The sequence below is a fragment of the Nocardioides daedukensis genome (assembly GCF_013408415.1).
In the GTDB taxonomy this organism is placed as follows: Bacteria; Actinomycetota; Actinomycetes; order Propionibacteriales; family Nocardioidaceae; genus Nocardioides; species Nocardioides daedukensis.
This window is the reverse complement of record NZ_JACCAA010000001.1, coordinates 2,990,219-3,002,299: the sequence shown is the minus strand read 5'-3', so window position 1 is coordinate 3,002,299 and position 12,081 is coordinate 2,990,219. Positions and strand designations below refer to the sequence as shown.

Sequence of the window (12,081 nt, the reverse complement as noted above, 5' to 3'; positions counted from 1 at the left end):
GTGACTCCTGCCCGAGCGCGGGCAGAGTGGTTCGCAGGACGGGATCCCCCCACGTCCGACGCTAGGTGAGGCTACCCTTAGTGGACGTTGTCGCTGTGTCGTGAAGGAGTCAGATGGTGTCGCCGAGAGGACAGGCCCGGTCCCTGTCGGTCCCGCGCACTGCGACGTCTTCGGGCGAGATCGCGATCGAGGAGTTCGGCTATGGCCTCGGTCCCCCGACCGGGATCCTGGTCCTTCGCTATCCCGCGAGCTCCACGGTGCCGGACTTCCCCGAGGATCGCGACGACTTCCTGCACCAGGTGTTCTGGTCGCCCGACGGGGTCCTGATGGTCAGGCGAGGCACCACCTCACGGTTCCTGGCGCCCACCGAGATGCTCTGGCTCCGGCGCGGCGTCGTGGCGGAGGTGCGGGGCCTGGGCGTGCAGACCATCCTGCGCACGTGCGTGCGGCAGGCTCCGAGCGGACTGACGGATCTCAACGCGGCCGTCCTCGCCCCGGGCGAGGAGGCCCGCGCGACCCTGCTCTCGCTGGCCCGCCCCGGCATCAGCGAGGCGGAGGGTCTACGAGCGCGAGTCGCGATTCTCGATGCGCTCGCGGCCTGCCCGGCCGGAGAGATCGAGCACGCAGGGTCCTGGCAGTCGCCGGCCCACTCGGTGGCCAGGTCCTTGCTTGCGGATCCGGCGGACTGCACCGGCCTGGCCGACTGGGCAGCTCGCCTGCACGTCAGCACCAAGACCCTGCAACGCGACATCGAGCGCGAGTTCGATGCGTCGTTCACCGCCCTGCGCACCCGGATCCGGCTCAAGGCGGCCGCGGCCCTCCTGCACGGCCACTCGGTCACCGAGACCGCTCACCTCGTCGGCTATTCCAGCGCGTCCTCGTTCGTGGCGGCATTCACCCGCGAGTTCGGTGAGACTCCGGGACGGTTCGCCCAGCACCTCGCGGCCAGTTGAGTCGCGCGGTTGCAGTCCTCATGCCCCTCGGGACCTGGGACGAACGCGGCGAGCACCTGCCTAGTCGTAGCGCCGGAGCGCCCGGGAATGCGAAGCGCCGCCCACCCGGTCCGGGTGAGCGGCGCTCGAAGGTCGAGATCAGCAACCGCCGGCGACGGCAGGAATCACTGACACCTGCGCGCCGTTCGGGGTCGGGGTGTCGAGGTTGTCGAGGAAGCGGACGTCCTCGTTGCCGACGTAGACGTTGACGAAGCGACGCAGCGCACCGTTGTCGTCGAGGATGCGCGCCTTGATGCCGGCGTGGTTGGCGTCGAGGTCGTCGAGGACCGCCGACAGGGTCTCGCCCTGGGCGCTCACCTCGGACTCACCACCGGTGTAGGTGCGCAGGATCGTGGGGATGCGGACGGAGACGCTCATGGGATTCCTTTGCTGCGGTGATCAGATGATTTTGGCGGCGACGAAGGCGTCGTACGACGGCGCGATCGTGGCCCGGGCACCGACCCGGTCAGAGATCGCGTCGAGGGTCTTGAGTCCGTGGCCGGTGTTGATCACCACAGTCTCGAGCGAGGTGTCGAGCTGACCCGTCTCGACGAGCTTCTTGAGCACGCCGACCGTGGTGCCGCCGGCGGTCTCGGTGAAGACACCCTCGGTGCGGGCCAACAGCACGATCGCGTCGCGGACCTGGTCGTCGGTGACGTCCTCGACCGCACCACCGGTGCGGTTGCAGACGTCGAGCACATAGATGCCGTCGGCGGGGTTGCCGATCGCGAGCGACTTGGCGATGGTGTCGGGCTTGACCGGGCGGATCGCGTCGACCCCGGCCTTGAACGCCGCCGAGACCGGCGAGCAGCCCTCAGCCTGGGCACCGAACACGCGGTAGGGCTTGTCCTCGACGAGGCCGAGCTTGATCAGCTCCTGGAAGGCCTTGTCGACCTTGGTCAGCTGGGAACCCGAGGCGACCGGGATGACGATCTGGTCGGGCAGGCGCCAGCCGAGCTGCTCGGCGATCTCATAGCCCAGGGTCTTGGATCCCTCGGCGTAGTAGGGGCGGACGTTGACGTTCACGAACGCCCATCCGTCCTCCTCGCCGGCGATCTCGGAGGCGAGCTTGTTCACGTCGTCGTAGTTGCCCTCGACCGCGATCAGGTTCTCGGTGTAGATCGCGGAGTTGACCTGCTTGGGCTGCTCGAGGTTGCTCGGGATGAAGACCACGGTCTTGATGCCGGCCCGGGCACCGGCTGCGGCGACGGCGTTGGCCAGGTTGCCGGTGGAGGGGCAGGCGAAGACCTTCGCGTCGAGCTCGCGGGCGGCACTCAGGGCGCAGGCGACCACGCGGTCCTTGAAGGAGTTGGTCGGGTTGGTCGAGTCGTCCTTGACCCACAGGTTGTCGATGCCCAGCTCGCGGCCCAGGTTGTTGGCCTTCAGCAGCCGGGTGAATCCGGGCTCCATGTTGGGGCTCTGCTCGATGTCGCTGGGCACCGGGAGCAGCGCCTTGTAGCGCCAGATGTTGCGGGGCCCGGCCTCGATCTCCGCCTTCGTGACCTCGGGGAAGTCGTAGGCGATCTCCAGGGGGCCGAAGCACTCCGGACACGCATAGTGCGGACCGAGCTCGATCTGGTGGCCGCACTCGCGGCACGAGAGTGCCGTGGCGTGCCCGAAGGCGCCGTCTCGCAGGGTCTTCTTGGCCTCTACGGTTGCTGCGCTCATGAGTCCTCCTTCTCATCTTCCCCGCGTCGTATCTCGCCGTGGGCCGGAATTAGCACCGTTTCCACGACTGGTCCGACGGGCGGATCAGGGGACTCGTGGCGGTTGCCGGGACTTCACTGGGCCGTTCCCTCAGTCCCTCTCGATGAGCTGATCGCCACACTACGCAGCGCGTCTCACGATGTGCACATCACGTCCGCGATCTGGACACCTCGATCTGGGGCACCTGCGCACCAGGAGGCGATGTGGTTGGCTTGCCGTCATGGAGTTCATCTCCGCCGAGGCCGAGAACCGGTACGCCGCCCTGGTGCGGGCACTCGCCGAGTCGGTCATCGGTCTCGACATGGACGGCACCCTCTCCCCGATCGTGGAGGACCCGACCCAAGCCCGCATCCACGCCGACGCGCCCGAGGTCCTCGTCGCTCTGGCCGAGGTGGTCAAGGCGATCGCGATCATCACCGGACGCCCGGCTCGCCAGGCCTTGGCCCTCGGCGGGTTGGACGCGGTCGGCGAAGCGATCGGTGAGCACGGCAAGGAGCTGCACGTCTTCGGGCAGTACGGCAACGAGCGCTGGTCCTCCACCTCGCGCCGGATCATCTCCCCGCGGCCGCCTCGCGGCCTGGGCAATTTCCTGCGCTCACTCCCCTCGACGCTGCGGCGCGCAGACGCCTTCGACGCCTTTGTCGAGGAGAAGGGCCTGGCCGTCGCCATCCACACCCGGCGCCTACCCGATGCCGAGGCGGCATTCGAACGTCTCAGCAAGCCGCTGGCCGATCTGGCTGCCGCCAACGACCTCACCGTCGAGCCCGGGCGCAGCGTGATCGAGGTCCGCGCACCGGGAACGAACAAGGGCGATGCGGTTCGGAGGGTCGCCCGCGAGCAGCAGGCCGGTGGCTTCCTGTTCGCCGGTGACGACCTGGGCGACGTGGAGGCGTTCGCCGCCGTCGGAGAGCTCCGGGACGCGGGTATGCCGACCCTGCTGGTCTGCTCGTCCTCGTCAGAACAGGGCGCGCTGCGCGACCTGGCCGACATCGCCGTCGACGGGCCGGACGGCGTACTCGACCTGCTGCGTCAGCTCACCGCCGACGCCGCCGACACCCGCCTCTGACCAATAGGCACTTGTTGCGCGTCCAACCTGCACTTGTTGCGCGTCCAACCTGCAGTTATGGCGCGTTGAACCTGCACTTCTTGTCCGATGCCACCGCAACAACTGCAGGCTCAACCATCAACAACTGCCAGTTCGACGCGCAACAATCGCCGGCTCGCGCCACAACAACTGCCAGTTCGACGCGCAAGAACTGCCGGTTCGCGCGACAACAACTGCAGGTTCGCGGTCAGGATCCGTAGTCGGCGGTGAGGATCACCGTGAGCCGGTCGCCACGCATCGGGTCGACGGCGGGCACAGTGCGCTCGATGCCGAGGTCCTTGGCCAGCAACTTGGCGGCGTCCTTGAGACGCGAGGGGTAGTAGACCGTGGCGGAGGGGATGTTGCCGCCGACCCAGTTGTCCGTGGCGACGACCTGCCAGCCCACGTCTGTGGCCTTGGTGGCGGTGCTGCCGGCCAGACCCTTGACTGCGGTCTTGTTGTAGATCTCGACGTAGACCTTGTCCCGCTCGACCGCAGCCTTCTTCTTCGGCTTCGGCTTGGGGGTCGGCGCGATCGTCGCGGTCGGACTCGGGGTCTCGGACGTGGCCGGCTGCGAGACGGTCGACATCTCGCGGTCGGGGCTGTCGTTGTTGGTCGCCACGAAGGCGATGCCGGCCATCGCCACCGCGACGATGCTCAGGATCACCAGCGGCGAGGGGAAGGCGACGCCTCGCTCATCCCTGGCGCGCTTCACGGACTGGCTGGACACGGCTCAGACCTCGAAGCCGAGGCGACGAGCAGAACGCTGGCGCTGCCGGGCAGCACGCAACCGGCGCAGCCGGCGCACCAGCAACGGGTCGGCGGCGAGGGCCTCGGGGCTGTCGATCAGGGCGTTGAGCACCTGGTAGTAACGGGTCGAGGACATGTCGAACTTCTCGCGCACGGCCTGTTCCTTGGCGCCGGCATATTTCCACCACTGGCGCTCGAACTCGAGGATCTCGGCATCGCGCTCGGAGAGGGAGGTGCCCTCGACCTCTTCGTGGTTGAACGATTCTGCGGCGTCCATGCGCGTCGACCCTCCCATGCTGTGGATGCCCCGTCGGGCACTCGCCCCCATGGTAGACGCTGAATCACACGCATGTCATTCGATCCTCGGCGAGTCTCCAGTCCATGCGCGCGCCCCGCGGACGGCGCCGGGACTCGACCCGCAGCCGCCGACACGCATGAGGCCTGTTCTGGACACACGCGCCAACCCCCGCGAAGATCATCGCGGGAGGGAGTAAGGCGCCCTGCGTCACCGCCTCGAGAGGAACATCTTGTGAACGAGCACGCCCGACTGCGGCAACAACTCACTGCCATCGATCGCTTTGCCGGTTTGTCCGATGCCGAGATCACGGCCATCGTGGACAACGGCACCCCGGTGAACGTGCCGGCCAACTGGTCCCTGATCTGGGAGAAGACCCCGGCAGACAAGGCCTACATCATCCTCGAGGGCGACGTGGTCGTACGGCGTCGCGGCGAGGAGATCGCCCGGCTCGGCCCCGGCGACACCGTGGGCGAGACCGCCATCGTGGCCAACAAGCTGCGCAACGCCAGCGTCGTGTCCGTGACGCCGCTGAAGGTGCTCCACTTCACCAGCGAGGCGGTCCAGCAGCTCCTGGCCGAGGTGCCGACCTTCCGCACCGCTCTGGAGAAGACCGCCGACGAGCGCTTGGGCAGCACCGGCCCGGCATGAGCCACCCGGCATGAACGGCCGGTATGGCGGCCCAGCATGATCGGCCAGACATGAGCGACGCCGAGACCGAGGACGAGGATTCCGCACGCCCGCGGATCTCGCTCGAGCCCGAGGTCTTCGGCGCGCTCGAGGCGACCCTGCTCGGGCAGGCGCCTCATCTGACTCGGCCCGAGGTGATCGAGCGGGCCGGGGTGACCTATGAGCGAGCCCACGAGCTGTGGCTCTCCCTGGGCTTCTCACCACCAGCCTCCGACGAGCAGGTGATGTTCACCGACGCCGATGTCGAGGCGGTGAAGGTGCTGGGCACCCTGGTGGAGAGCGGCCTGGTCGACTCGGAGCTGGAGTTCGCGCTGACCCGCAGCATGGGCCGCAGCTTCGCTCGCTTGGCCGAGTGGGAGATCGGCGAGGTTGCCGGCCGCCTGGTCGACCCGGGCCGGGTGCTCGACATGGAGCAGCTCGACGCCATCATCGCGGCCACGATGCCGCACATCGAGCAGCTGCAGAACTATGTCTGGCGCCGGCACCTGGCCAGCGCCGCCGGCCGGTTGCTGCTCAACGCGTCCAACGAGGAGTCCACCGAGATGGCCGTGGGCTTCGCGGACGTCGTCGGCTACACCCGACGTACCCGCAGCCTCAGCGCCGCCGAGCTCGCCGAGCTGGTCGAGCGGTTCGAGTCGACCGTCACCTCGGTGATCTCCGACAACGGTGGGCGGATCATCAAGACGATCGGCGACGAGGTCCTCTTCGTCTGCGACGACCCACACTCGGCAGCCCGGATCGCGATGATCCTCTCCGACGCCCACCAGGCCGGCACGGACTTCCCGCAGGTACGGATCGGGCTCGCCCACGGCCGGGTGCTGAGTCGCCTCGGCGACGTCTTCGGCGAGGTGGTCAACGTCGCCGCCCGGCTCACCTCGATCGCTCGCCCCGGACGGGTGCTGGTCGATCGCTCCCTTGCCGACGCGGTGCGCGACCACGACGAGGAGTTCCGGGTACGTCGTGCCCCCAGCCGCTCCGTCAGGGGCTACAACCGCCTGGAGGCCTGGGCCCTCAAGCCGCCGAAGAAGCCGTCACGCAAGACCGAGCGCAAGGCCGAGCGGCAGCCCGCCGACGACGAGTGAGCGGCGTACCTGAGTTTCATCCCTCGAACGGGTCACCGGGAATGGCTTAGGGTTCAACGCGTGACCACACAAGGCTCCGCAGACCTCGTGATCGTGGCCAACCGCCTGCCCGTCGACAGGGTCACGCTGTCCGACGGCAGCCGTCGCTGGCGCCGCTCCCCCGGCGGTCTGGTCTCCGCGCTCGAGCCGGTGATGCGCAGCAACGACGGCGCGTGGATCGGCTGGACCGGGGTGGCCGACGACGAGACCGATCCCTTCGTGGACGACGGCCTCTGGCTGGTCCCGGTGCCGTTGAGCGCCGGGGAGATCGAGGAGTTCTACGAGGGATTTTCGAACGCGACACTGTGGCCGCTCTACCACGACGTGGTCGCGAAGCCGGAGTTCCACCGTGAGTGGTGGGACGCCTACGTGCGGGTCAACCGTCGCTTCGCCGAGAAGGCCGCCGAGATCGCCGCGAAGGACGCGATGGTCTGGGTGCACGACTACCAGCTGCAGCTGGTGCCGCAGATGCTCCGCGAGCTCCGCCCGGACCTGCGGATCGGCTTCTTCCTGCACATCCCGTTCCCGCCCACCGAGCTGTTCGGCCAGATGCCGTGGCGTCGCCAGATCCTCGAGGGTCTGCTCGGCGCCGACGTGGTCGGCTTCCAGCTCTCCGGCGCGGCCCAGAACTTCGTCCGCCTGGTCCGCCAGCGGGTCGGGCACAAGACCCACCGCGACATGGTCTACCTGCCTGACGGCCGCACCGTGCAGGCGATGGCGTTCCCGATCTCGATCGACACCGACGGCTTCGAGGAGCTCGCCCGCTCCGAGTCGGTCACCGAGCGGGCCGCGCAGATCCGCTCCGCGCTCGGCGACCCGGAGCTCGTCCTGCTGGGTATCGACCGACTCGACTACACCAAGGGCATCTATCCGCGGCTGAGGGCGTGGTCCGAGCTCGTCGCGGACGGGGACTTCAGCGTCAAGGACAGCGTCTTCGTCCAGGTGGCGACGCCGAGCCGCGAGCGGGTCGAGCAATATCGCATCCTGCGCGACGACATCGACCGCCTGGTCGGGCGGATCAACGGCGACCTCGGCCGACTCGGCTCGCCGGCCATCGCCTACATGCACTCCTCGTTCCCGCGCCACGAGATGGCAGCTCTCTATCGCGCCGCCGACATCATGGTCGTCACGCCGTTCCGCGACGGGATGAACCTGGTCGCCAAGGAGTACGTCGCCTGCCGCTATGACAACGACGGCGCGCTGGTGCTCTCCGAGTTCGCCGGTGCCGCCAACGAACTGCGCCAGGCCTGGCTGATCAACCCCTACGACATCAACGGGATGAAGGACGCCATCGTCGAGGCCGCGCGTGCCGAGCCGAAGGAGATCACCCGACGGATGAAGGCGATGCGCAAGCAGGTCCGGGAGAACGACGTCGCGTCGTGGGCGAACCGGTTCCTCGAGGAGCTCGAGGCAGCGCGACCGTCGCACTCGAAGAAGCTGCGGCCGGTGCGCTGACTCGACGGCTCGCCCGGGTCAGGACCTGTGCGACTCGTCCAGCTGTGGCGACATCAGGGCGGAGACCTGCTCGGCCAGAGCAGGGCCGAGTCGGCCCCATCCCGGCTGGTATCCATATTGCTCGCCCAGGCTTTGCCGGGTGCGGGTGCCGGAGACCAGGTCGATGTCCTCGACCGTGATCATCCCCGGGTGCGGTACGCCGATCGCCTCGGAGACCTTGATCAGGTCGCGACGCAGCGACTTGATGTAGTTGTGGCAGCGCACCGCCTTGGACTCCGGGTCGAGGCCACGCTGCAGCCACGCGTTCTGGGTCGCGACACCGGTCGGGCAGTGATCGGTGTGGCACTTCTGGGCCTGGATGCAGCCGATCGACAGCATCGCCTCGCGGCCGACGTTGATCATGTCCAATCCCAGCGCGAAGGCGACGAGCGCGTTCTCCGGGATGCCGAGCTTGCCCGCGCCCCAGAACGTGACGTCGTCGCTCAGGCCTGCGGCGGCGAACCGCTTGTAGACCTCGGAGAACCCGATCCGGAACGGATAGGCGACGGTGTCGCTGAAGACCAGCGGCGCCGCCCCGGTGCCGCCCTCGCCACCGTCGATGTTGACGAAGTCGACGCCACGGCCGCGGTCGGCGGCCATCTTGGCGACCAGCTGGTCCCACACCTCGAAGTCGCCGACGGCCGACTTCACCCCCACCGGGAGACCCGTCTCCGCGGCGATCATCTCGGCGAAGTCCAGCATCGAGTCCACGTCGTTGAAGGCCGTGTGCCGCGAGGGGCTGGCGCAGTCCACGCCCTCCTCGATGCCACGGATCTCCGCGATCTCCGGCGTCACCTTGGCGCCGGGGAGCATCCCACCCAGGCCGGGCTTTGCGCCCTGGGAGAGCTTGATCTCGATCGCCCGCACGGGAGCGCCTGCGACCAGGTCCTTGAGCCGCTCGATGTCGAAGGCCCCGGCCCTGTCCCGGCAGCCGAAGTAGGCTGTCCCGATCTGGAACACGATGTCCCCGCCCTGGCGGTGGTACGACGACAGCGCGCCCTCGCCGGTGTTCTGCAGGCAGCCCGCCAGCTGGGCGCCCTTGTTCAGGGCGGAGATCGCGTTTCCGCCCAGGGAACCGAAGCTCATCCCGGACACGTTGATCACCGATGCCGGGCGGAACTTCTTCGCCCGGTCGCGCGGCCCGCCGAGCACCTTGGCCGACGGCAGGAGGACCTCTTCGTCGGTGTGGCGACGGGTGTCTGCGTCGAACTGCGCGAAGGTGCGGTGCTTGACGATGGGATAGCCGACCACGTTCTCCACGTCGTTGTCGGTCCCGAATCCGAAGTAGTTGTTCTCCAGCTTGGAGGAGGCATAGACCCAGCTGCGCTGGTCCCGGCTGAACGGTCGCTCCTCGTCGTTGCTGGTCACGATGTATTGGCGCAGCTCGGGCCCGATCGTCTCGAGCCAGTAGCGGGCGCGACCCACGAGGGGGAAGTTCCTACGGATGGCGTGTGTCTTCTGGGTGACGTCGATGGCGGCGGCCGCACCCATGGCGGCCGCACCGGCGGCAAGAACTGGCTTCCACTTCATGCCATGTGTCTATCGACATGGGGCGCATAAGTCGAGTCTCCGGTACTTTTCGGACATGGACCTGATTCCGAAGCCCGACCAGGTCGTCTCTGCCGCCGGGAACGTCGCCCACAAGATGTTCTACGGCGGGGTCGCCGACCTGCGCAAGATGCCGCGCACCCTGATCGACGAGGGCATGCTGCGGCAGGTCTATCACTATCGGCCCGCCGGCACCACGAAGACGACCGGTGATCCGGTCCTGCTGGTCACTCCGCTCGCCGCGCCGTCGATCTGCTTCGACCTGCGCCGTGGCTGTTCACTGGTGGAGCACCTGGTGACGCAGGGCCGCTCGACGTACCTCGTGGAGTATGGCGAGGTCTCCTTCCGCGACCGCAACCTGGGCATGGAGCACTGGATCGACGAGGTGATGCCGGAGGCGATCCGGGCCACGTCGGCACACGCGGGCGGGCGGCCCGTGCACGTGATCGGCTGGAGCCTGGGCGGGATCTTCATGACCCTGGCCGCGGCCGACAACGCCGACCTGCCGATCGCCTCGATGACCATCATCGGGTCGCCGTTCGATGTCGCCAAGGTGCCGCTGGTGGCGCCGCTGCGTCCGTTGGTGAGGTTCGCCGACGGGCCGATGTTCGGTGGCATCACCAAGAGCGGTCGGGGTCCGGTCCAGCGCGTCTACCAGGTCATGGGTGGCGCGCCGAAGCCGTTGGTGCGGTGGGCCTTCCAGCTCTCGGCCGCGCAGAAGCTGATCTCCAAGCCGATGGTGAAGCTGCAGAACCTCGACGACACCGACTTCCTGGCCCAGCTCGAGGCCGTCGACAACTTCACCGCGAACATGATCGCCTATCCGGGGCGGACGTTCGGGCAGCTCTATCACCGGTTCTTCAAGACCAACGACCTGAAGTATGGCTACTTCGAGTTCGGGGATCGTCGCATCGAGATCGCGAACATCGACAAGCCGGTGCTGGTCTTCGGTGGCGAGACCGACGGCATCGCTCCCGTAGCCTGTGTGCAGGCAGTTGTTCCCCTACTCACCGGGTCCCCCGAAGTGCGCTTCGAGGTGGTTCCAGGAGGTCACCTAGGCATGCTCACCGGACGATCGGCACGTGAGACCACGTGGAAGTTCATCGATTCCTGGATCTCGAAGTGGTCGAGCGATCGCCCCGAGGCTGCCGATGAGCCGGCCGCTCCGGCGAAGAAGGCCCCCGCGAAGTCCGCGGCAAAGAAGACGCCCGCCAAGAAGGCCACCGCCAAGAAGACTGCGGCGAAGAAGGCGAAGCCCGGCGCCCGGGATGCCGCGTCGATCGGTTCGTCGCCGACACGGCGCTATGGCTCGGGCAGCTCACGCTCCCTCGCCAAGTAGCCCCGACCAGACAGCACGGCCTGCAGACGAGCAGGTTGACTCAGAGGCGCTGCGCCATCGCGGCGCATGCCTCGAGCCACGCGTTGCGGGTCTTCTCCGACAGCTGGCCGTACTGGATCACCGAGCCCGCCACCAGGGCCGGGTCATAGGGAATCCGGAAGACCGCTGAGGTCCGCTTGGAGTAGACCTCGACGAGGTCCTTGGCCAACTGGGCGTCGACCTTCTCCGAGGGGTCGGCCAGCACGGTCACGGTCTTCTCCCGGATGTGCTGGTGACCCGCATCGACCAACGCGTCGAGCATCCAGAGCCCCGAATATCCGGTGTCCTCGCGCACCGTGCAGGTGACCACGATCAGGTCGGCGGTCTGCGCCGCGGCGAGCCAGTTCTCGGCACGCAGGTTGTTGCCGGTGTCGACCAGGATCAGGTGGTAGAACCGCTCGAGCAGCCGGTGCACTGCCCCGAAGTCATCGGCCTTGATCGTGCCGGTGACGTCCGCACGCTCGTCCGAGGCGAGCACGTCGAAGTGTGCGTCGCCCTGGGAGCGGACGAAGGCACCGAGATCGCCGATCCGCGACTCGTAGACGTCCTGGAACTTCTCGAGGTCGTCGAGCAGCTCGCGCGTGGTGTTCTGGTGGTTGGCCCGCTCGCCACGAATGCCGAGCGTGCCGCGGGTCTCGTTGTTGTCCCACGCCACCACTCCGCCGCCGCGCACGGTGCCGAACGTGTAGCCGGCCGCGAGCACGCTGGTGGTCTTGGCCGCTCCACCCTTGGGGTTGGCGAACACGATGGTGCGGGGACCGTCGAAGGAACGCTGTACGGCGGCGCGCGACTCGCGCCAGCTGCGTTCGGCCTTGCCCATCTGGAGCTTGATCAGGCCGAAGCTGGCCTTGCGCAGGAATCCACGCCAGCCCCACGTCGCCGGACCGACGTCCATGCTCTGGTGCCGGTTCAGCAGGAAGTCCTGAGCCGTGGGGACCCGCTCCGGGACGCCTGGCTGTGAGTGTGGCTGGCCGGAAAGTGACTGGCCCGCAAGTGACTGGTCGGAGTGTGCTTGGGCGGGG

Annotated in this window: 12 protein-coding genes and 1 riboswitch; of the genes, 6 read left to right on the top strand and 6 right to left on the bottom strand. The window is 67.9% G+C overall.

Annotation, left to right across the window (positions count from 1 at the left end; translation table 11 throughout):
* The first annotated feature begins 113 nt into the window (after window positions 1–113).
* The gene (locus BJ980_RS14725; protein WP_218855530.1) at window positions 114–953 is read left to right on the top strand and encodes an AraC family transcriptional regulator; all 840 of its coding nucleotides are present in this window, start codon (window positions 114–116) and stop codon (window positions 951–953) included.
* A gap of 138 nt (window positions 954–1,091) precedes the next feature.
* Here the strand turns inward: BJ980_RS14725 and BJ980_RS14720 are convergent, their stop codons facing one another.
* Complete coding sequence (locus BJ980_RS14720) at window positions 1,092–1,370, bottom strand: MoaD/ThiS family protein (RefSeq protein ID WP_179502986.1); 279 nt, start codon at window positions 1,368–1,370, stop codon at window positions 1,092–1,094.
* 21 nt (window positions 1,371–1,391) lie between these two features.
* Window positions 1,392–2,660 (bottom strand): threonine synthase, encoded by a 1,269-nt coding sequence (gene thrC / locus BJ980_RS14715; protein ID WP_179502985.1) that lies wholly within the window; start codon window positions 2,658–2,660, stop codon window positions 1,392–1,394.
* Window positions 2,661–2,669: 9 nt separating this feature from the next.
* A riboswitch (SAM riboswitch) is annotated at window positions 2,670–2,809 on the bottom strand.
* A gap of 110 nt (window positions 2,810–2,919) precedes the next feature.
* Between thrC and otsB the strand changes: the two genes are divergently transcribed.
* Window positions 2,920–3,765 carry a trehalose-phosphatase gene (otsB, locus tag BJ980_RS14710; RefSeq protein ID WP_179502984.1) on the top strand — a complete coding sequence of 282 codons (846 nt, stop codon included), beginning with the start codon at window positions 2,920–2,922 and terminating at the stop codon, window positions 3,763–3,765.
* A gap of 226 nt (window positions 3,766–3,991) precedes the next feature.
* On the opposite strand, the gene BJ980_RS14705 is transcribed toward otsB, so the two are convergent.
* Entirely contained in the window at window positions 3,992–4,513 is a 522-nt protein-coding gene (locus tag BJ980_RS14705; RefSeq protein ID WP_343047821.1) for a LytR C-terminal domain-containing protein, read from the bottom strand.
* Between the two features lie 3 nt (window positions 4,514–4,516).
* Window positions 4,517–4,828 (bottom strand): nucleoid-associated protein NapA, encoded by a 312-nt coding sequence (gene napA / locus BJ980_RS14700; protein ID WP_484549440.1) that lies wholly within the window; start codon window positions 4,826–4,828, stop codon window positions 4,517–4,519.
* Between the two features lie 234 nt (window positions 4,829–5,062).
* Between napA and BJ980_RS19070 the strand changes: the two genes are divergently transcribed.
* From BJ980_RS19070 to BJ980_RS14685, 3 genes are read left to right on the top strand one after another with little or no spacing between them, the layout of a single operon-like run.
* Window positions 5,063–5,479 carry a cyclic nucleotide-binding domain-containing protein gene (locus BJ980_RS19070; RefSeq protein WP_343047820.1) on the top strand — a complete coding sequence of 139 codons (417 nt, stop codon included), beginning with the start codon at window positions 5,063–5,065 and terminating at the stop codon, window positions 5,477–5,479.
* 50 nt (window positions 5,480–5,529) lie between these two features.
* Entirely contained in the window at window positions 5,530–6,600 is a 1,071-nt protein-coding gene (locus BJ980_RS14690) for an adenylate/guanylate cyclase domain-containing protein (RefSeq protein ID WP_179502981.1), read from the top strand.
* Window positions 6,601–6,660: 60 nt separating this feature from the next.
* Window positions 6,661–8,094 (top strand): trehalose-6-phosphate synthase, encoded by a 1,434-nt coding sequence (locus BJ980_RS14685; protein WP_179502980.1) that lies wholly within the window; start codon window positions 6,661–6,663, stop codon window positions 8,092–8,094.
* An 18-nt stretch (window positions 8,095–8,112) separates the two neighbouring features.
* Here the strand turns inward: BJ980_RS14685 and BJ980_RS14680 are convergent, their stop codons facing one another.
* Window positions 8,113–9,663, bottom strand: a complete 1,551-nt coding sequence (locus tag BJ980_RS14680) for an FMN-binding glutamate synthase family protein (RefSeq protein ID WP_179502979.1) — start codon at window positions 9,661–9,663, stop codon at window positions 8,113–8,115.
* 55 nt (window positions 9,664–9,718) lie between these two features.
* On the opposite strand from BJ980_RS14680, the gene BJ980_RS14675 reads away from it, so the two are divergent.
* Entirely contained in the window at window positions 9,719–11,020 is a 1,302-nt protein-coding gene (locus BJ980_RS14675; protein ID WP_218855529.1) for an alpha/beta fold hydrolase, read from the top strand.
* A 40-nt stretch (window positions 11,021–11,060) separates the two neighbouring features.
* On the opposite strand, the gene BJ980_RS14670 is transcribed toward BJ980_RS14675, so the two are convergent.
* A complete protein-coding gene (locus BJ980_RS14670) occupies window positions 11,061–11,954 on the bottom strand; it encodes a MinD/ParA family ATP-binding protein (protein WP_179502978.1) in 894 nt (297 codons plus the stop codon).
* Between the last annotated feature and the right edge of the window lie 127 nt (window positions 11,955–12,081).